This window comes from Paracoccus sanguinis, assembly GCF_900106665.1.
GTDB classification, from domain to species: Bacteria; Pseudomonadota; Alphaproteobacteria; order Rhodobacterales; family Rhodobacteraceae; genus Paracoccus; species Paracoccus panacisoli.
The window spans coordinates 1264397-1284204 of record NZ_FNNA01000001.1 but is presented as its reverse complement, the minus strand read 5'-3'; the positions used below and the strand labels follow the sequence as shown (position 1 = coordinate 1284204).

The window sequence follows — 19808 nt, the reverse complement described above, 5'->3', positions numbered from 1 at the left end:
ATGAAAGGCTGGGGGGAAGGCTTGGGGGGGGAAGAAAGGGGGGCGCAGGCGGACCCGCGCCCCCCGGGTTCAGTCAGGCGATCAGTAGATGTCGCCCATGGTGTTCTTGACGTTGAACTTGCCGGTCGGCGTGACCAGCCGCGGGTCCTTGATGACCTTCTTCAGCTCGAGCGTCTTGTCGTCCACCACGACGATGGCCGATTCCTTGTCCTTGGCGTTCCAGACCGAGAACCAGATCTCGGTCCCGTCCTTGTTGAACTCGCCCTGGACGACGCGCGGCTGGCCATCGGCGATCTCGGCCCATTCGGCGATCGGCAGGGTCTTGAACTCGGGGTCGGACCCGTCGCCCTTCATCTTGTCGATCTCGAACACCGCGACCGAACCCGAGATGTCCGCCTCGGGGTTCAGCGGCGCGTCCACATAGAGGTGGTTCGACCCCGGATAGGTCTTGATGAACAGCGAGCCGCCCCCGAGCGCCGGGAAGCTGTCGACGATCTTCCAGGCCTGGTCCTTGTGGCCCTCGGGGTCGGTGCCGATCAGCGCCACGCTGTCGTCGCCGAGGTGCGAGGTCGCCCAGACCGGCCCGAAGGTCGGGTGCACGAAGTTCGCGCCGCGGCCCGGGTGGGGCGTCTGCCCGCCGGTGTCCACCACGGTCTCGAGCTTGCCTTCCTTGGTGTCGATGACGACCAGCTTGTGGCGCGCGTTCGCCGCGGTGATGAAATAGCGGTGGGTGCTGTCCAGGCCGCCGTCATGCAGGAACCGCTCGGCCTCGATCTCGGTGGTCTTGAGGTTCTTGATGTCAGTGTAGTCCACCAGCAGGATCTTGCCGGTTTCCTTGACGTTGACGATGAACTCGGGCCGGTAGTGGCTCGACAGGATCGCCGCCACCCGCGGTTCGGGGTGATAGGTCTGCTCGTCGTAGATCATCCCGCGGGTCGATTCGATCTTGAGCGGCTCGAGCGTCGCGCCGTCCATGATCACGTACTGCGGCGGCCAGTACGAGCCGGCGATGACGTACTTGTCCTCCCAGCCTTCCATCTTCGAGGTCTCGACCGAGCGCGCTTCCGAGCCGACCTTGATCTCGGCGACGACCGCCGGTTCCTTCATCCACAGGTCGATCATGTCGACCTTGGCGTCGCGGCCGATGACCAGCAGATAGCGGCCCGAGGCCGACATCCGGCTGATGTGGACGGCGTAGCCGGTGTCGAGCACGGCCTTGATCTCGTAGGTGCCGCCGTCGATCAGCGCGATCTGGCCCGCGTCACGCAGCGTGACCGAGAACAGGTTCTCGAGGTCCCAGTCGTTCTCTTTCTGCTTCGGCCGGTCCTCGGGCTTGACGATGAGCTTCCAGGTCTCCTTCATCTCCGGCATCCCGAACTCGGGCGGGCTGGCCGGGTCCTGCATGACGTATTTCGCCATCAGGTCGACCTGCGCCTCGGTCAGGTCGCCCGAGGTACCCCAGTTGGGCATCCCGGCCGGCGAGCCGTAGGTGATGAAGGACTTGAGGTAGTCGAAGCCCAGCTCGCGGGTGATGTCGGGGGTCAGCGGCTTGCCGGTCGCGCCCTTGCGCAGCACGCCGTGGCAGCCCGCGCAGCGCTCGAAATAGATCTTGTTGGCCTGGTTGAACTCGTCCTCGGTCATCGAGGGGACGCCGTCCACGGTGCCGGGCGCGGCGACCTGTTCCTGGGCCAGCGTGGTCAGGGCCGGCTGGTACTGGTCCTGCGGCTTCGAGGTGTGGTCGGCGACCTCGCCCTTCTGGGCGGCCTGGTCGGCGGTGGTCTTTTCGGCGCCCGCCGAGCTGGGGGCGATCTCGACCTTGGTGTCGGCGCCGGCGCGCGGGCCGGACACGGCGTTCGGGTCGCTGTCATCGGCAGCCGGAGCGGCATCCGCAGCCGGGGCGGCGTCCGCAGCAGGGGCCGCATCCGCGGCGGGGGCGGCGTCCGCGGCAGGGGCCGCGTTGTCGTTCGCCGCCGGTGCCGCGGCGTCGGCCGCAGGCGCGGTTGCGGCGGGGGCGGTCGCAGCAGGGGCAGTCGCAGCGGGCGCGGCGGCCGTGGCATCGGCGGGTGCGGGCGCGGCCGTCTGGGCCACTGCCATCCCGGCGCCGAGCACCAAGGCCAATGCCGCAGACGCCAGAAGCGACGTCCTGGCAGAATGCGCTGGGGTCTTCATCAGAATCTCCGTGTTTGCTGGTGAGGCTGCGGGACGTTAACAATCCCGTGTGTCGCGTCTTTGACTTCGGTTAAGGCCAGCCTGCCATCGACCGCCGACATAGTCGATTGCAGATCGCCCGCCGCTCTGCCGGTCGGTCCCACCGCTGCCCTGCCGTCCCCGCGGCCCGCCCTGCCGCCTTCGCTGGAACATCATGCCCGCTATCCCCAGACCTGCCGCCCGCCGCTGCCGCCTCAGCCCGCGGACGCCGCGGGCCGTCCGGCCCCGCGCCGGGGTCCGGGCGGGGCTGGGCGTCCTTGTCCTGACCCTCTGGGCGCTGGGCCTGGCCATGCTGGGCGCCGCCCCGCTCGCCGCCGCCCCGGCGCTGGCGCAGGGCGCGGCGCAGGTGGCGGCGCAGGCCGGATCGCACACCGGGGCACACGGCGGCGGAGAGGCCGCCGACCCCGACCTCGCCCCCGCCGTGCCCGACCCGGCGCTTGCCGCCGCGCTGTTCGGCCTGCCGCAGGGCACCCTGCCCACCCTCACCCGCATCGACGCGCCGGTCCCCGGCTGGCGGGCCGAGGCGCAGGGGGCGGTGCTCGGCCTCATCGGCTCGACGTGGGAGCTGGTCGGCTCGACCGGCTACTCGAGCCGCCCGCTCGACGTGCTGGTGGCGGTGACGCCCGAAGGCCGCGTCGCCGGCGCCCGGCTCATGCGCCACGCCGAGCCGGTGCTGACGCTCGGCATCTCGGACGCCGACATCGCCGCCTATGTGGACGGGTTCGCGGGCTACGACACCGCCCACCCCGCCGCGGACGGCGCGGGCCTGCCGCCGGTGATCTCGCGCGCGACGATCTCGACCGGGGTGATCCGCGACGGCATCCTGCGCGCGGCCCGCATCCTCGCGGGCGCGCAGGGCTTGGGCGCGGGCGGCATCGACCGGGTGGCCTACGCCCCCGCCGACTGGCCCGCGCTCGAGGCGATGGGCGCGCTGGCCCACGTCCGCGTCTCGATGGCCGAGGCCGCCGCCGCGCTGCCCACCGCCGCGCCGCCGATCACCCCCTCGGACGCGCCGTGGTTCGAGATGTGGACCGGCCTCGCCGACACCCCCACCGTGGGGCGCAACCTCATCGGGCAGGCGGCGCTGACCGAGGCGGCGGGCGCGCTCGGCCCCGGGCAGGCGCTGCTCGTCGTGCTGTCGCGGGGGCTGCAATCCCACCGCGGCACCGGCTGGCAACGCGAGGGGCGCTTTGCCCGGATCGAGATCACGCAGGGCGACGTGCGCCTGACCCCGGCGGCCGCCGACTATACCCAGCTCGCCGGCCTGCCCATCGCCGGCGCGCCCGAGTTGAAAGAGCGCAGCGTCTTCCGCATCAACGCCGACCCGGCGGCGGGCGGGATCGACGTGACCCAGCCCTTCCGCGTCACCGTCCTGACCCCCCGCGCGGGCGTGGGCGGCGAGACGCTGACCCTGCCGGTCAGCGCCGAGGTCACGCTGCCCGCCGCGTTCCGCCTTGCCGCGCCCGCGCCCGAGCCGCCGCTCTGGCAGCAGTTCTGGTGGCAGAAGCGCCATCAGGTCGCCGTCGTCGGCGCGATGCTCGGGGTGCTCGGGCTGATCCTCTTCGCGCAGGAGTGGATCGTCCGCCGCCACCGGCTCTGGCTCAGGCTCAGGACCGGCTACCTGCTGCTCACCCTCTTGGTGCTGGGCTGGTGGCTCGGCGCGCAGCTCTCGGTGGTGCAGGTGATCGCCTTCCTGCACGCGCTGCTCTTGGGCTTCCGGTGGGAGAACTTCCTGATCGCGCCCTTGATCTTCGTCCTCTGGGGCGCGGTGGCGCTGGGGATGCTCTTCTGGGGCCGCGGGGTGTTCTGCGGCTGGCTGTGCCCCTTCGGCGCCTTGCAGGAGCTGCTCAACCAGGCCGCCCAGCGGATCGGCATCCGCCAGATCGCCGTGCCGCAGGCGCTGCACGAGCGGCTGTGGGTGATCAAGTACACGCTGTTCGTGGCCCTCGTCGCGCTCTCCTTCTACTCGATGGAGCGGGCGCTGGTCATGGCCGAGGTCGAGCCGTTCAAGACGGCGATCTCGATGCGTTTCCTGCGGGCGTGGCCGTTCGTGCTTTACGCCGTGGCGCTGCTGACCGCGGGGCTGTTCATCGAGCGCTTCTACTGCCGCTATGTCTGCCCCCTTGGCGCCGGGCTGGCGCTGCCGGCCAAGCTCAAGGTCTTCGACTGGCTCAAGCGCCGGCCGCAATGCGGGCGCGAGTGCCGGCTGTGCGAGACGAAATGCACCGTCGGCGCCATCGACCCCTTGGGCCGGATCAACGCCAACGAATGCGTGCTGTGCCTGCGCTGCCAGGTCATCATGAACGACGAGACGACCTGCCCGGTCCTCAAGCGCCGCAGCCGCGGCGGGGCGCCCGAGGGTGGCGGCGGCGGCGGCTTCAAGGCCCCGCCGATCCCGCCCGCGCCTCCACCCGTGCGGCCGACGCAGGTGCCCTCGGGCGCCCATGACGGCGCCGCCGCCCCGGTGGCCCGGGCCGAGGGGGATTCGGATCAGAAACACGCCGCGGGCGGCGCCCAGCCCCCCGCCTTCCGCAACCAGAGGGTCACGCCATGACCGATGCTGCCACCCCGCGCCCGTCCCGCGGCCCGATCATCTTCCGCGACGGCTGGCGGGTGTTCTTCCTCGCCGCCGGGCTCTACGGGGTCGCCGCGATGGCGCTGTGGCTCGCTTGGCTCGGCGGCTGGGCCGAGGCCCCCTTTGCGCCCCCGCCCAACGCCTGGCACGCGCACGAGATGATCTTCGGCTACGCCACCGCGGCGCTGGGCGGGTTCTTCCTGACCGCGGTGCCGAACTGGACCGGCGCCAAGGCCGCGCCCGAGCGGTTCGTGGCGCTGGTCGCCGGGCTGTGGCTCGCCGGGCGCGTCGCGGTCTGGTTCTCGGGCGCGCTGCCGGCCGGGCTGGTGGCGGCGGTCGATCTCAGCTTCGTGCCGGTGCTGGCGGCGAAGCTGCTGACCCAGCTCGTCAAGCGCCCGAAGCCGCAGAACCTGATGTTCCTCGTCCTGCTGACGCTGGTGTGGGTGGCGAACCTGATGGTGCATCTCGAGTGGCTGGGGCTGGCCGGGACGGCCGCGCAGGGGCTGCGCGGGGGGCTCGCCGCGATCTGCGCGATGATCGCGGTGCTGGGCGGGCGGGTCACGCCGTCCTTCACCCGCAACGCGCTGCTCAGGGTCGATCCGGGGGCGGTGGTGCCGGTGTCGCGCAAGCCGCTGGACGTGGCGGGGATCGCGCTCGCCATCGCCACGGCGGTGCTGGTACTGGCCGGGGCGCCCGAGGGGCTGACCGGCGCGGTGGCGCTGGGCGCGGGGCTTGCGGCGGCGGCGCGGCTCGCGGGGTGGCGGACGGCCGCCACGCTGGGCGATCCGATCGTCTGGGCGCTGCACGCGGGCTATGGGCTGCTGGCCCTGGGGCTGGTGGCCTGGGGGCTGGCGCTGCTCGGGGTCGGGTCCGAGGTCGGGGCGCTGCATCTTTTGGGCATCGGCGCGGTGGGCGGCATGACGCTGGCGGTGATGAGCCGGGCGAGCCTCGGCCATTCCGGCCGGCCGCTGGTAGCGCCCGCGGCGGTGGCGGCGGGCTATGGGCTGCTGCCGCTGGCCGCAGCCCTGCGCTGGGCGGCGGCGACGTGGCCGGCGCTCTGGTGGCACGCGACGCTCTGCGCCGGGCTGATCTGGATGCTGGCCTTCACCCTCTATCTCGCTGCGCTGTGGCCGGTCTTTACCCGCCCCCGCCCCGCGCGTGAGGCCGCGGCATGACCCGGCCCACCCGCCGCCGCATCCTCGCCCTCGCTGCCGCAGCCTGCGGGCTGGCCGCGCTCGGCCTCCCCGCCGCCGCCGCGCCCCTGCACCGGTGGGAGGGGGTGGCGCTCGGCGCCGACGTGGCGCTGATGGTGCGCGGCGGGACCGCGCCCGCCGCCCGCGCCTTCTTCGCCGAGGCCGCCCGCGCGCTGCGCGCTGTCGAGGCGCGGGCCTCGCTCTATCGCGGTTCGGACCTCGTGCGGCTGAACGCGCTCGGGCGGCTGGCGCATCCCGGCGCCGATCTGGTGGAGATGCTGCGGCTGGCGGGCGCGGTCCACGCCGCCACCGGCGGGGCGTTCGACCCGACGGTGCAGCCGCTCTGGCAGGCCCGCCGGCTGGGCACCCCCGAGGGTCCCGCCGCAGCCCTCGCCGGCTGGGACGACGTGCGTCTGGCCGAGGACGAGATCCGCCTTGCCCGCCCCGGCATGGCGCTGACGCTGAACGGCCTCGCGCAGGGATTCGCCGCCGACCGGCTGGCCGAGGTCGCCGCCCGCCACGGGCTGACCGACGTGCTGATCGACACCGGCGAGGCCCGCGCGCTCGGCCCGACCGGCTGGCCGGCCGAGGTGCAGCTTGACGGCGCGCCGGTGCGGCGGCTGGCGCTGCGGGACCGGGCGCTGGCGACCTCGGCGCCCTTCGGCACGCGGATCGGGCCGGCGGGGGACGGGGCGCATATCCTCGCCGCCGACGGGCGCGCGGTGCGCTGGCGGCTGGTCTCGGTCAGCGCCGACCGCGCGGCGCTGGCCGACGCGCTCTCGACCGCCGCGGTGCTGATGGACGAGGAGGCGCAGGCGCGCGCGCTGGCGGCGTTTCCCGGCGCCCGGATCGAGGCGCGGCTGGCGCTCTAGCGGCGGCCTCCCCGGACGCCGCTCCGACCGCGCAATGCCGCCGCACCGCCCCCGCCGCGCAGGCCGCGCTGTGACCCGTGCGCAACGGCATCCGGGGGCGCACGGGGCGGGCCGCCAAAAAACCTAGCGCGACGCTCAGCCTTTGACTTTCCTCAAGGTGGCCGCACACGCGGAGTTTATCGCTGAACTCATCGAAAACCGCTCGAAGGGACCGCCGCCATGAGCGACGTCATGACCAAGAGCATGGCCCGGAACGTCTTTTACGGCGGGTCACTGTTCTTCATCGCGATCTTCGGCGCCATGTCGGTGCACAGCCATCTCTATGCCGTCAATGTTTCGACGGACAAGGCGGGGCTGACCGAAAGCGTGGCTGCCGGCAAGCACATCTGGGAAAAGAACGCCTGCATCAACTGCCACACGCTGCTGGGCGAGGGGGCCTATTTCGCCCCCGAACTGGGCAACGTGATGAAGCGCTGGGGCGTCGCGGACGACCCCGTCGCCGCCGCCGAGGCGCTCAAGACCTGGATGCAGGCGATGCCCACCGGCATCGAGGGGCGCCGGCAGATGCCGAACTTCCCGCTCACCGACGCCGAGTTCCGCGAGCTGAGCGACTTCCTGCTGTGGACCGGCAGGATCAACACCCAGAACTGGCCGCCGAACGACGCCGGCTGAGGGGGACAAAGCGATGAAATACCACACCCAACGCATCGCCTACGGCTACTTCGTGGTCGCCATGGCGCTGTTCGCGGTTCAGGTGTCGATGGGCCTTCTCATGGGCTACATCTACGTCAACCCGAACTTCCTGTCCGAGCTTCTGCCGTTCAACATCGTGCGGATGCTGCACTCGAACAGCCTGATCGTCTGGCTGCTGCTCGGGTTCTTCGGCTCGGCCTACTACCTGATCCCCGAAGAGGCCGAGCGCGACATCCACTCGCCCACGCTCGCCTGGCTGCAACTGGCGATCCTCGTGCTCGGGACCGCCGGCGTGGTCGTGACCTATGTCTTCGACCTCTTCCACGGCAACTGGCTGCTGGGCAAGGAGGGGCGCGAGTTCCTCGAGCAGCCCAAGTGGGTCAAGGCGGGCATCGTCGTGGCCGCGCTGATCTTCCTCTACAACGTCACCATGACGGTGCTGAAGGGCCGCAAGACCGCCATCTCGAACGTGCTGCTGCTGGGCCTCTGGGGGTTGGCGCTGCTGTTCCTGTTCGCCTTCTACAACCCCTCGAACCTGGTGCTGGACAAGCAGTACTGGTGGTACGTGATCCACCTGTGGGTCGAGGGCGTGTGGGAGCTGATCATGGCCTCGATCCTCGCCTTCCTGATGCTCAAGCTGACCGGCGTCGACCGCGAGGTGGTGGAGAAGTGGCTCTACGTCATCGTCGCCACCGCGCTCTTCTCGGGCATCCTCGGGACCGGGCACCACTACTACTGGATCGGGCTGCCGGCCTACTGGCAGTGGGTCGGGTCGATCTTCTCGAGCTTCGAGATCGTGCCGTTCTTCGCCATGATGAGCTTTGCCTTCGTGATGGTCTGGAAGGGCCGCCGCGATCACCCGAACAAGGCGGCGCTCCTGTGGTCGCTCGGCTGCTCGGTGCTGGCGTTCTTCGGGGCGGGCGTCTGGGGCTTCCTGCACACGCTGCACGGGGTGAACTACTACACCCACGGCACCCAGATCACCGCGGCTCACGGGCACCTCGCCTTCTACGGGGCCTATGTCTGCCTGGTGCTGGCGATCGTGACCTACGCCATGCCGATCATGCGCAACCGCGACCCCTACAACCAGGTGCTGAACATGGCGTCGTTCTGGCTGATGTCGGGGGGGATGCTGTTCATGACCTTCACCCTGACCTTCGCCGGCACGTTGCAGACCCACCTGCAGCGCGTGAACGGAGAGTTCTACATGGACGTGCAGGACCAGCTGGCGCTGTTCTACTGGATGCGCTTCGGCTCGGGTCTGGCGGTCGTGGTCGGGGCGCTGCTGTTCATCTGGTCGGTGCTCGCCGTGCGCCGCGAGGTGGTGACCCCCGGCCCGGTGCAGCGGCAGCGTGACGAGATCGCCCACCGGACCCCCGCGGAGTGACCGAGATGAACGCCCACACCCCGCTGGACCACCGCACGACGGAGGGGGCGCAAGCCCCCTTCTACCTGCCCCAGAAGGACGAGGTGGCCGTGTTCGAGGCCGCCGCCGCCCACGACCTGCCGGTGCTGCTCAAGGGCCCGACCGGCTGCGGCAAGACCCGCTTCGTGTCGCACATGGCCGCCCGGCTGGGCCGCCCGCTCTATACCGTCGCCTGCCATGACGACCTGTCGGCGGCCGACCTGATCGGGCGCTACCTGCTGAAAGGCGGCGAGACGGTGTGGGTCGACGGCCCGCTGACCCGCGCCGTGCGCGAGGGCGCGATCTGCTACCTCGACGAGGTGGTCGAGGCCCGCAAGGACGTGACCGTTGTCCTGCACCCGCTGACCGACGACCGCCGCATCCTGCCCATCGACCGCACCGGCGAAGAGCTTGAGGCCGCCCCCGGCTTCATGCTCGTCGCGTCCTACAACCCCGGTTACCAGAACATCCTCAAGACGCTGAAACCCTCGACGCGGCAGCGCTTCGTGGCGATGGAGTTCGACTTTCCCGCCCCCGCGCTCGAAACCGAGATCGTGGTCGCGGAAAGCGGGCTCGATGCGCGCCGCGCGGCCGGGCTGGTGCGGCTGGCGGGCAAGCTCAGGGCGCTCAAGGGGCAGGACCTGGAAGAGGGGGTCTCGACCCGCCTCGTCGTCTATGCCGCGACGCTGATCGCCGGCGGCATGGACCTCAACCGCGCCGTGTCGGCGGCGATGATCGAGCCGCTGACCGACGACGCCGACGTGAAACGCGGGCTGGCCGATCTGGTCGTCGCGGTGTTCGGCTGAACCGCCGGACCGGGGCTCTGCCCCGGCCGCTGCCGCGGCCTTCTTCACTGAAAACAGTCCACCGGACTGTTTTCCGGGCGTTCAGAAGCCCGGGATATTTGGGCAGGACACAATGACTGCACCCCTGAACTGGCGCGAGATCGAGCCGTGGGAGCCGGAGGAGACCGTCGGCAAGCTGTGGCACGGCTGGGCCTCGGGCTTTGACGCGGTGCCCGCGCACGAGGCGGCGCGGGTCGCCCTGACCGACGTCGCGGGCCGCCTCGCGGTGCTGTTCCGGGGCCTCGGCGGGGATCACTCGGTCGAGTTCCGCCCCAGCGCCGACCGGGTCAGCCGCCACCGGCTGAGCTGGCGGCGGCGGCTGGGGACCGAGGCCGAGGCGCTGCCGCAGGCGAGCCTTGCGGCCGGCATCCTGCGCCTGCCGTCGAGCCTCGCGGTGCTGCCGACGGCCGAGGCGAACGGGGCGCTCTACCTCTGGATGGCGGCGTTCGCGGCCCATGCGGGGGCGCCCGCGACCCACGACGACCCGCTGCGCCGCGACCTCGCCGCGCTCGCGGCCGCGCGGGCCACGGTGGCGCGGGTGGCCGAGGCCGCGCCGGGGCTGATGCCGCTCTATGACGAGCTGCGCGCGCTGATCCGCGCCGCCCGCCCGCAGACCGCGCTGCCCCCGGACGAGGCCGCCGTCGAGGCGGTGATTCGCCGCCTCCTCGGCGACCCCGCGCCGCTTCCCCCCCGCGCGGCCGCGCTGATGGCCGCGCTCGACGCGGGCGACCCCGCAGACCTGACCGCCCCCCGCGGCTACCAGCCCATGCGCCCCGTGCCCCTCTGGGTCACGGTCGAGGCGGGCGCCGCCTCGGCGTCGGACCGGGTCGAGACCCGCGAGGCGGACGGCGCGGCCGAAGACCCCGGCGAGGCGGCCGACAAGACCGTCCGCGCCCGCCGCCGTCAGGCCGACGCCGCCGAGCGCAAGGACAGCCTGATCCTGCACAAGTTCGAGGCGATCCTGAGCTGGGCCGAGTTCCTGAACCTCAACCGCCGGGTCGAGGATGACGACGACGACAGCGCCCGCAAGGCGCTGGACGATCAGGACGAGCTGGGGCTCGGCCAGATCAGCAAGGCCCCGGCCACGCGGCTGAAACTGCATCTCGACCTCGCCCCCGAGGACGTGGACCGCGAGGCGCTGTCGGGCGTCTTCACCTATCCCGAATGGGACGCGCGGTCGGGCCGCTATCTGCCCGCCCACGCCCGCGTGCTGGACAGCGAGCCCGACCCCGCCCCCGGCGCCGCGCCATTCGACGAGGCCGCCAGCCGCCGCATCCGCGCCGTGCGCCGCCAGTTCGAGGCGATGCGCCCGGGTCGCGTCGTCACCACCGGCCACCGCGACGGGGACGAGGTGGACCTTGACGCCACGGTGCGAAGCCGCGTCGGCATCGCCGTCTCGGGCGAGGGCTCGGACCGGATCTGGCGGCAGTCGCGGCCGGTGAACCGCGACCTTGCGGTGTCGATCCTGCTCGACATCTCGCGCTCGACCGAAAGCGCGGTGACGGGCCGCGCGGTGATCGACATCGAGCGCGAGGCGCTGGCCGCGCTCGCCTGGGGGCTCGACGCCTGCGGCGATCAGGTCGCGGTGCAGGCGTTCTGCTCGCTCAAGCGCGACCGGGTCTACGTGACCACCGCCAAGCGCTTCGACGAGCCGATGAGCGCGGCGGTCGAGGCCCGCATCGCCGCGCTGACCCCGCGCTTCTACACCCGCCTCGGCGCCGGCATCCGCCACGCCTCGGCCGGGCTTGCGGCGCAGGGGCGGCGGCGACGGCTGCTCCTCGTCATCACCGACGGCAAGCCCAACGACCTCGACCACTACGAGGGCCGGCACGGGATCGAGGACAGCGCCATGGCCGTGCGCGAGGCCCGGCGCGCCGGGCACGCGGTCTTCGGCATCACCGTGGACCGCGACGGCAAGTCGTGGTTCCCGCGCATCTTCGGGCAAGGGGGCCACGCGCTCGTCCCGCATCCCGACCGCCTGCCCGAGGCGCTGCCGCAGATCTACCGTCAGCTGGTCGGGGCATGACGGACGCGGCCGCCAGCGACGCCGCCCGCGCGCGGCTGCCGGGCGAGCTGGTGATGTGGGTGCTGATCGCCAGCGAACTTGCGGTGTTCGGGGCGGCGCTGCTGATCTTCCTCGTGCTGCGGCTGGGCGACCTCGAGGGCTTCGCCGCCGCGCAGGGGCAGCTCCACCGCCTCTCGGCGGGGCTGAACACGGTGGTGCTGGTCACCTCGGGCTACGGCGCCGCCTGCGCGGTGGGGGCGGCGCGGCGCGGCGACCGGGCGGCGGTGCGGCGCTGGCTGGGCGGGGCGGCGCTGCTCGGCGCGGTGTTCCTGCTCTTGAAGGGCGTCGAGTACGCCGACGCCGCCCGGCAGGGGCTCGGGCTCGAGACCCATGTCTTCTTCACCTTTTACTGGCTGCTCACCCTGTTTCACGCCGCCCACGTGGTCGCGGGGATGGTGATCCTCGGGCTGGTGGCGATCCGCGCCGGCGCCGAGGCGGTCGAGGCCGGGGCGCAGTTCTGGCACATGGTCGACCTCGTCTGGGTGCTGCTGTTTCCCGTGATCTACCTGCTCAGATGACGCGGTTCGGACCCCTCGCCCGCGCCTGGGTGGCGCTGATCGCGCTGACGGCGCTGTCCACCGCGGTGGCGCTGGCGCCCGCGCCGTCGCCGCGGCTCGGGCTCGGGGTGGCGATCCTGATCCTCGCGCTGGTGAAGGCGCGGGTGATCCTCGGGCGCTACCTCGACCTCGACGACTACCCGGACGCGCGGCGGGTGTTCACCGGCATCCTGGTCGCCTGGGGGGTGGCGGCGCTGGGGCTTTACCTCGCCGCCGGCTGATCCGCGAAAAGCTCGCCCCGCGCCACCTGTCGCTGCCGCTCGCGGAAGCGGGCGCGGTCGGCGTCGTTGTATTCGCCGGCGCAGAGGTGGCAGCAGACCCCCTCCTCATACTCCGGCCGGTCGCGGTCGGCGGGGTCGAGCGGTCGGCGGCAGGCGTGGCAGAGGATATGCCCGCCGGGCGCGAGGCCATGCGTCAGGCTGACCCGCTGGTCGAAGACGAAGCAGGCGCCGTCCCAGAGGCTGTCGCCCTCGGCCACCTCTTCGAGGTATTTCAGCACCCCGCCCTGCAGGTGAAAGACCTCGGGGACGCCCTCGCCGATCAGGAAGCTGGTGGATTTCTCGCAGCGGATGCCGCCGGTGCAGAACATCGCCACGCGCTTGCCCGCGAAGCGGTCGGCGTTGGCGCGCCACCAGGCGGGAAACTCACGGAACGAGCGGGTGCCGGGATCGATGGCGCCGCGGAAGCTGCCGATGGCGATTTCATAGGCGTTGCGGGTGTCGATCACGACCACCTCGGGGTCGGCGATCAGCGCGTTCCACTCGGCGGGCGGGACATGGCGGCCGACATGGGCGGTGGGGTCCACCTGCGGCTCGCCCATGGTGACGATCTCGCGCTTGACCCGCACCTTCATCCGCCCGAAGGGCATCGCCGCGGCGGCGCTTTCCTTCCACGCCAGCCCCGCGCAGCCCGGCCAGCCGCGCAGATGCGCGAGCACCGCGTCCACCCCCGCGCGGGGACCGGCGATGGTCCCGTTCACCCCCTCGGGGGCCAGGATGATGGTGCCCCGCACCCCCTCGGCCTCGCACAGCGCCAGCAGCGGCGCCCGCAGTGCGGCGGGGTCGGGCAGGGGGGCGAAGTGATAGAGCGCGGCGACGGTGAGCATCCCGCTCCCCTCGCCGCCGCGCCCGCTGGCGTCAAGCCCCTCAGCCCGAGACGGGGGCAGTCACGGGCGCCGTCACCGGCACCGCCGGCACCGCCTCGGGGCCGAAGGTGATCCCCAGCGCCAGCCCGCCGAGCAGGTAGATGAACCCGGTGATCAGCGCGATGCCCAGCAGGTTCAGCACGAACCCGCCCCGCGCCATCTGCCCGATGGTGACATAGCCCGTCCCGAACACGATGGCGTTCGGCGGCGTCCCCACCGGCAGCATGAAGGCGCAGGTCGCGGCGAACGCCGCCGGGATCAAGAGCGACATCGGGTCCGCCCCGATCCCCATCGCCACACCCCCGAGCACCGGGATGAAGGTCGCGGCCGTCGCGGTGTTCGACGTGACCTCGGTCAGGAACAGGATCAGCGTCACCACCGCCGCGATCAGCAGCAGCACCGGCAGCGTCCCGAGTCCCGAGACCTGCGCCCCGAACCACTGGTCGAGCCCCGAGGCCGCCACCGCCGAGGCGAGCGACAGCCCGCCCCCGAACAGCAGCAGCACGCCCCACGGCAGCCCATCCTCGGCGTCCTTCCACTCAAGCACCATGCGCCCGCGACCCTCGCCGGGCAGCAGGAACAGCGCGATCCCCGCGGCAATGGCGATGGCGGTGTCGTCGAGCGACCCGAGCGGCCCGAGGTCCAGCCCCACGAGGCTCTTCAACAGCCCCGGCACCACCCACAGGAACGCGGCCGACCCGAACACGATCATCACCATCCGCTCGCCCTGGCCGACCGGCCCGAGGCCGGCGATCTGCTCGTCGATCATCTGCCGCCCGCCCGGGATCTCGGCGAGGTTGAAGGGATAGAGCACCCGCGTCATGAGCACCCAGCCGATCAGGATGAAGGTCAGCGCCAGCGGCAGGCCGATCATCATCCACTGCAAAAACCCGATCTCGATCCCCAGCTCGTCGCGCGCATAGCCCGCCACGATGGCGTTGGGCGGGCTGCCCAGCAGCGTGCCGAGCCCGCCCATGCTGGCCGACCACGCGATGGCAAGGACAAGGCAGACGCCGAAGGCGCGGATGTCGGGGTTCTTCACCGCCTCGGCGATGGTCGCGCCGCCGGCCAGCGCCTCCTCGATGTCGGCGACGCCCTGACGGCGCGAGCTGCGCTCAACCACCAGCGTGAGGACCGACAGGCCGATGGGCAGCATCATCAGCGTGGTGGCGGTGTTCGACACCCACATCGACAGGAAGCCGGTGGCCAGCATCAGCCCCAGCACGATGCGCCGCGGCTGCACGCCCACGCGCGCCAGCGTCGCCAGCGCGATGCGCCGGTGCAGGTTCCATTTCTCCATCGCGATGGCGATCAGGAAGCCACCGAGGAACAGGAACACGATCGAGCTGGCATAGGGCGCCGCCGCCTGCCCATGGTGCGGTCGGTGGCGATGGGGATCAGCACGATGGGCAGCAACGCGGTGGCCGACAGCGGGATCGCCTCGGTCATCCACCAGACCGCCATCAGCGTCCCGATGGAGGCGACCCAGCGGGCGTCGGGGGTCAGGCCCTCGGACCCGCCGAGCAGGACATAGACCAGCGCCGCGGCGATCAGGCCGGCGGCGCGAAAGCCCCAGACGAGGCCCGGATTGGTCGGCACCTGGCCGGATTCGTGATACTGGCCCTGATGACGCGGCATCTCTCGGGGCGGCTGCTCCTGCGGTGGCTGCATGAAATCTCCTCCGTGGATGAATGGGACAGGCTCAGCGCGGATGCGCCCCGAGGTCACGCCGCCCTGCGTTCCGCGGCCCCGCGGGCGTCCCGCTTGGCGTGGCGGGCGGCGACGGACAGGGGGTCGCGTTGACCTCGCCCGCCGCGCTCCGTATCTGCTGGTCGCAGGACCGTGAACGCGAGGCGCCGATGGCCAACGCCCTGATCGTCGTGGATATGCAGCTCGACTTCTGCCCCGGCGGGGCGCTGGCGGTCGCGGGGGGGGACGAGATCGTCGGCCCGATCAACGACCTGATGCCCGATTTCGACGCCGTGGTGCTGACCCAGGACTGGCACCCGCACGACCACACCAGCTTCGCCGCCAACCACCCGGGCGCGGCGCCGTTCTCGCAGGTGCAGATGCCCTATGGCCCGCAGGTGCTGTGGCCCGCGCATTGCGTGATGGGCACGCCCGGCGCCGGGTTCCACCCGGGGCTGGCGACCGACGTGGCCGACCTGGTGATCCGCAAGGGCTTCCGCCCCGGCATCGACAGCTACTCGGCGTTCTTCGAGAACGACCACGCGACCCCCACGGGGCTCGCCGGCTACCTGCGCGACCGGGGGATCGACGCGCTGACCTTCGTCGGCCTCGCCCATGACTTCTGCGTGGCGTGGTCGGCGATGGACGCCGCGCGGCTCGGGTTCGCGGCGACGGTGATCGAGGCCGCGACCCGCGCCATCGACCTCGACGGCTCGCGCGCCGCGGCGCAGGCGGCGATGCGCGACGCGGGGGTGACCCTCGCATGATGATCCCGACCGTCGACATCGCCACCCGCGTCTATAACCACAAGTGGAAGATCGACCCCATCGTCCGGTCGCTGATCGACACCGACTTCTACAAGCTCCTGATGTGCCAGTCGGTGTTCCGCAACCGCCCCGACGTGGACGTCGAGTTCAGCCTGATCAACCGCACCAGGTCCATCCGCCTCGCCGACCTGATCGACGAGGGCGAGCTGCGCGAACAGCTCGACCACGTGCGCAGCCTGCGGCTGACCCGCGGCGAATCCACCTGGATGCGCGGCAACACCTTCTACGGCAAGCGGCAGATGTTCCGCCCCGACTTCATGGAGTTCCTCGAGGCCCTGCAGCTGCCCGAGTACGAGCTGACCCGCCGCGACGGCCAGTACGAGCTGACCTTCCACGGCCGCTGGCCCGAGGTCATGCTGTGGGAGATCCCGGCGCTGGCGATCATCATGGAGCTGCGCTCGCGCGCGGTCCTCAAGGACATGGGCCGGTTCGAGCTTCAGGTGCTCTACGCCCGCGCCATGGCCCGGCTGTGGGAAAAGATCGAGGCGCTGCGCACGCTCGGCCCCGGACTGCGGATCGCCGATTTCGGCACGCGGCGGCGGCACAGCTTCCTGTGGCAGGACTGGTGCGTGCAGGCGATGATCGAGGGTCTGGGCATCGCCGACCAGGGCGGCGCCTTCACCGGCACCTCGAACTGCCTGATCGCCATGCGCCGCGACATCGAGGCCATCGGCACCAACGCCCACGAGCTGCCGATGGTCTATGCCGCGCTGGCCGAGACCGACGCAGAGCTGCGGCAGGCGCCCTACAAGGTGCTGGCCGACTGGCACGAAGAGCATGACGGTAACCTGCGGATCATGCTGCCCGACACCTACGGCACCCGCGGCTTCCTGGACCACGCGCCGGACTGGCTGGCCGGCTGGACCGGGCTCAGGGTCGATTCCGGCGACCCGGTGGCGACGGCGGAATACGCCATCGAGTGGTGGCGCCAGCGCGGCGAGGATCCCTCGCAGAAGCTGGTGATCTTTTCCGACGGGCTCGACGTGCCCGAGATCACCTCGCTCTACGAACGCTTCCGCGGCCGGGTGAAGGTCAGCTTCGGCTGGGGCACGCTGCTCACCAACGACTTCCGCGGGCTGGTCCCCGGCGACGGGCTGGCGCCCTTCAGCCTCGTCTGCAAGGCGGTGTCCGCGAACGGCGAGCCGACCGTGAAGCTGTCGGACAACCCCGCCAAGGCGACCGGCCCGGCGGAGCTCATCGAGCACTACAAGCGCGTCTTCGGCGTCGGCGCACAAGAGGCGCAGGCGGTCCGGGTCTGACCCGCCGGGCCGGGATATCTGGGCAGGGAAGTAGGGGCGGGGTGGGCACTTACGGCCATCGCCGTGAGGTGTGCAGCACGCGCAGGATGCGGATCGCCTGCGGCGTCTCGCGGTAGACGACGACATAGTGACGGCCCACCACCATCTCGCGGGTGCCTGCCACGCAACCCTTGCGCTAGGCCCGGGGCCGCTCGGGCAGGCGGTCGATCTTGGCGCGCAGCGCATCGCGCAGGGCCTCGGCCGCCGGCAGGCTGTGGTCCGAGACGTAATCCACGATCCCGATCAGGTCAGCCCGGGCGGCCAGCGACCACTCAACCGGCGGCACGACGCTTGCGTGCGATGAGGTCGTCGGTCTCGGCCATCACCCCATCGTGGGGCAGCGCGGGTCGCGGATCGTCCAGCGCCTCCTGCACCTTGGTGCGGAACCAGGCGTCATAGGCGGCCGGATCGGTGGCCAGCCCCGCGGGCAGCCCGCCCTCGCTGACCACGCGGGTCAGCATGATCCGTACGGCATCCGAGACACTCAGCCCGACCGCCGCAAGCGTCGCGCTGGCCTCGGCCTTGAGCCGCTCGTCGACGCGAACGTGCAGCATGGTCGACTGACGGGGCATCGCGGCACCTTTCGCACGCATGTATCTCGTTTGAGATACGTTGGGTCGGACCCCGCTGTTAGTCAAGGCGTTCGCATGAACTGTGCATGAACATCGCACGAACATCAGACGAACGCTGCACGGATTTCACAACGGCAGCGCCGTGGTCTGCTGGACGATCCGCAGCGCGAAGGACGACTGCATCTGCGCCACCCCCGGCAGGCGGGCGAGGTGCTGGCGGTGGATGCGGGCGAAGTCGTCGGTGTCCTCGGCCAGCACCTTGAGCAGGTAGTCCGCCGAGCCCGCCATCAGGTGGCACTCGAGCACGTCGGGGATGGTGCGGACCGCGCGCTCGAACGCCTCGAGCGTCGCATCCCCCTGACCGGACAGGGTAATCTCGACGAAGACCGTGGTGGTGCGGCCGAGGCTGCGGGGGTCCAGCAGGGCCACGTAGCCGGCAATGAAGCCGCTTTCCTCGAGCCGCTGGACGCGCCGGTGGCAGGCGCTGGCCGAGAGGTTCACCCGCTGCGCGAGGTCGGCGTTGGAGATCCGGCCTTCCTTTTGCAGCACCGCAAGGATGCGCCGATCGGTTGCGTCGAGAGCCTCGGCCATGAAAGAAACCTTCCTGTAGAAAGCGATCCACGCAAGATTGCATCACGCTACCCCCTTCGCGGGCCGCAGAAAAGACGGTATCTTGCGCGGGAAGGGTGTCAGCATTGCCTCCACACGACTCGCACGGAGGACGCGATGAAGATCGGATGCCCCACCGAGGTCAAGCCGCAGGAATACCGCGTCGGCCTGACCCCCGACGCCGCGCGCGAGCTGGTCGCGCACGGTCACGCCGTGCTGGTGCAGGAGGGCGCGGGCACCGGCGCGGGCTTCACCGACGAGGCCTATCGCGCCGCCGGTGCCAAAATCGCCCCCGACGCCGCGGCGGTGTTCGCGGACGCCGACATGATCGTGAAGGTCAAGGAACCGCAGGCCGCCGAGCGGGCGATGCTGCGCGCGGGGCAGGTGCTCTTCACCTATCTTCACCTCGCGCCGGACCCCGACCAGACCCGCGACCTGCTCGGCTCGGGCGTGACCGCGATCGCCTATGAGACGGTGACCGACCGCCACGGCGGGCTGCCGCTGCTGGCGCCGATGTCCGAGGTCGCCGGGCGGCTTGCCCCGCAGGTCGGCGCCTGGACGCTGCAAAAGGCCAACGGCGGGCGCGGCGTGCTGCTGGGCGGGGTGCCCGGCGTGCGGCCGGCGCGCGTGGTCATCATCGGCGGCGGCGTGGTGGGCACCGCGGCGGCGCGGGTGGCGGTGGGGATGGGGGCGAACGTCACCGTCCTCGACCGCTCGGTGCCGCGGCTCAGCTATCTCGACGACATCTTCATGGGCAAGCTGACGACCCAGTATTCCAGCGAGGCCGCCATCGCCGGCCTGCTGACCACCGCCGACATGGTGATCGGCGCGGTGCTGATCCCGGGGGCCGCGGCGCCCAAGCTGGTGCGGCGCGAGCAGTTGGCCACCATGCTGCCCGGTGCGGCGCTGGTGGACGTGGCGATCGACCAGGGCGGCTGCTTCGAGACCTCGCGCCCGACCACCCACCAGGACCCGATCTACGAGGTCGACGGTGTCATGCACTACTGCGTGGCCAATATGCCCGGCGCGGTGGCGCGCACCGCGACGCAGGCGCTGGGCAATGCCACGCTGCCGTTCGTCGTGGCGCTGGCCGACAAGGGCTGGCGGCAGGCGGCCACGGACGACGCGCATCTGCGGGCGGGGCTGGCAACCCACGAGGGGCGGCTCGCCTCGCCGCCGGTGGGCGAGGCGCTCGGGCTCGAGGCGGTGACGCCAGAGGCGCTGCTGGGCCTCTGAAGCCCCGCAACGAAAACGGC

The 19808-nt window shown here is 71.6% G+C and carries 18 protein-coding genes and 1 pseudogene; 12 read left to right on the top strand and 7 right to left on the bottom strand.

The window, feature by feature from the left end; all coding sequences use genetic code 11:
- Window positions 1–81: 81 nt before the first annotated feature.
- A complete protein-coding gene (locus BLW17_RS06250) occupies window positions 82–2088 on the bottom strand; it encodes a cytochrome D1 domain-containing protein (RefSeq protein WP_269429102.1) in 2007 nt (668 codons plus the stop codon).
- A gap of 274 nt (window positions 2089–2362) precedes the next feature.
- Here BLW17_RS06250 and BLW17_RS06245 point away from each other — a divergent pair, with 274 nt between their 5' ends.
- The 9 genes from BLW17_RS06245 (at window position 2363) to BLW17_RS06205 (ending at window position 12634) form a co-directional block, all read left to right on the top strand.
- Window positions 2363–4762, top strand: a complete 2400-nt coding sequence (locus BLW17_RS06245) for a NosR/NirI family protein (protein WP_231572839.1) — start codon at window positions 2363–2365, stop codon at window positions 4760–4762.
- Complete coding sequence (locus BLW17_RS06240; protein ID WP_074826224.1) at window positions 4759–5958, top strand: NnrS family protein; 1200 nt, start codon at window positions 4759–4761, stop codon at window positions 5956–5958. Before BLW17_RS06245 ends, BLW17_RS06240 begins: the two co-directional genes overlap by 4 nt.
- On the top strand, window positions 5955–6848 hold the full coding sequence (locus BLW17_RS06235; RefSeq protein WP_036734730.1) for an FAD:protein FMN transferase: 894 nt from the start codon (window positions 5955–5957) through the stop codon (window positions 6846–6848). The genes BLW17_RS06240 and BLW17_RS06235 overlap by 4 nt, the downstream gene beginning before the upstream one ends.
- A gap of 219 nt (window positions 6849–7067) precedes the next feature.
- Window positions 7068–7520 (top strand): c-type cytochrome, encoded by a 453-nt coding sequence (locus tag BLW17_RS06230; protein ID WP_036734732.1) that lies wholly within the window; start codon window positions 7068–7070, stop codon window positions 7518–7520.
- 13 nt (window positions 7521–7533) lie between these two features.
- Entirely contained in the window at window positions 7534–8928 is a 1395-nt protein-coding gene (locus BLW17_RS06225) for a cbb3-type cytochrome c oxidase subunit I (protein ID WP_036703620.1), read from the top strand.
- A gap of 5 nt (window positions 8929–8933) precedes the next feature.
- On the top strand, window positions 8934–9752 hold the full coding sequence (locus BLW17_RS06220) for a CbbQ/NirQ/NorQ/GpvN family protein (protein ID WP_036703632.1): 819 nt from the start codon (window positions 8934–8936) through the stop codon (window positions 9750–9752).
- A gap of 112 nt (window positions 9753–9864) precedes the next feature.
- On the top strand, window positions 9865–11817 hold the full coding sequence (locus BLW17_RS06215) for a nitric oxide reductase activation protein NorD (RefSeq protein ID WP_036734744.1): 1953 nt from the start codon (window positions 9865–9867) through the stop codon (window positions 11815–11817).
- Window positions 11814–12374: a cytochrome c oxidase subunit 3 gene (locus BLW17_RS06210; RefSeq protein ID WP_036734745.1), complete on the top strand. Its 561-nt coding sequence runs from the start codon at window positions 11814–11816 to the stop codon at window positions 12372–12374. Before BLW17_RS06215 ends, BLW17_RS06210 begins: the two co-directional genes overlap by 4 nt.
- Window positions 12371–12634 carry a cytochrome C oxidase subunit IV family protein gene (locus BLW17_RS06205; RefSeq protein WP_052176490.1) on the top strand — a complete coding sequence of 88 codons (264 nt, stop codon included), beginning with the start codon at window positions 12371–12373 and terminating at the stop codon, window positions 12632–12634. The genes BLW17_RS06210 and BLW17_RS06205 overlap by 4 nt, the downstream gene beginning before the upstream one ends.
- On the opposite strand, the gene trhO is transcribed toward BLW17_RS06205, so the two are convergent.
- From trhO to BLW17_RS18775, 3 genes are read right to left on the bottom strand one after another with little or no spacing between them, the layout of a single operon-like run.
- On the bottom strand, window positions 12616–13518 hold the full coding sequence (trhO, locus tag BLW17_RS06200) for an oxygen-dependent tRNA uridine(34) hydroxylase TrhO (protein ID WP_036734746.1): 903 nt from the start codon (window positions 13516–13518) through the stop codon (window positions 12616–12618). The two genes, BLW17_RS06205 and trhO, sit on opposite strands and share 19 nt — an antisense overlap.
- Window positions 13519–13558: 40 nt before the next feature.
- Window positions 13559–14896, bottom strand: coding sequence for an SLC13 family permease (locus BLW17_RS06195; RefSeq protein WP_197055293.1), 1338 nt, complete (start codon window positions 14894–14896; stop codon window positions 13559–13561).
- Entirely contained in the window at window positions 14869–15228 is a 360-nt protein-coding gene (locus BLW17_RS18775) for an anion permease (RefSeq protein ID WP_074826217.1), read from the bottom strand. The genes BLW17_RS06195 and BLW17_RS18775 overlap by 28 nt, the downstream gene beginning before the upstream one ends.
- Window positions 15229–15416: 188 nt before the next feature.
- Between BLW17_RS18775 and pncA the strand changes: the two genes are divergently transcribed.
- Both pncA and pncB read left to right on the top strand, forming a co-directional pair.
- Window positions 15417–16013, top strand: a complete 597-nt coding sequence (gene pncA / locus BLW17_RS06185) for a bifunctional nicotinamidase/pyrazinamidase (protein ID WP_036734761.1) — start codon at window positions 15417–15419, stop codon at window positions 16011–16013.
- Window positions 16010–17332 carry a nicotinate phosphoribosyltransferase gene (pncB, locus tag BLW17_RS06180; RefSeq protein ID WP_081962786.1) on the top strand — a complete coding sequence of 441 codons (1323 nt, stop codon included), beginning with the start codon at window positions 16010–16012 and terminating at the stop codon, window positions 17330–17332. The genes pncA and pncB overlap by 4 nt, the downstream gene beginning before the upstream one ends.
- A gap of 49 nt (window positions 17333–17381) precedes the next feature.
- On the opposite strand, the pseudogene BLW17_RS06175 reads toward pncB, so the two are convergent.
- The 3 genes and pseudogenes from BLW17_RS06175 to BLW17_RS06165 form a co-directional block, all read right to left on the bottom strand.
- Window positions 17382–17606: pseudogene (locus BLW17_RS06175) on the bottom strand (type II toxin-antitoxin system RelE/ParE family toxin).
- Window positions 17607–17643: 37 nt separating this feature from the next.
- The gene (relB, locus tag BLW17_RS06170; RefSeq protein WP_036734747.1) at window positions 17644–17943 is read right to left on the bottom strand and encodes a type II toxin-antitoxin system RelB family antitoxin; all 300 of its coding nucleotides are present in this window, start codon (window positions 17941–17943) and stop codon (window positions 17644–17646) included.
- A gap of 126 nt (window positions 17944–18069) precedes the next feature.
- A complete protein-coding gene (locus BLW17_RS06165; RefSeq protein ID WP_036703609.1) occupies window positions 18070–18534 on the bottom strand; it encodes an Lrp/AsnC family transcriptional regulator in 465 nt (154 codons plus the stop codon).
- Between the two features lie 135 nt (window positions 18535–18669).
- On the opposite strand from BLW17_RS06165, the gene ald reads away from it, so the two are divergent.
- Window positions 18670–19788: an alanine dehydrogenase gene (gene ald, locus BLW17_RS06160; protein ID WP_036734749.1), complete on the top strand. Its 1119-nt coding sequence runs from the start codon at window positions 18670–18672 to the stop codon at window positions 19786–19788.
- The last annotated feature ends 20 nt before the right edge of the window (window positions 19789–19808 follow it).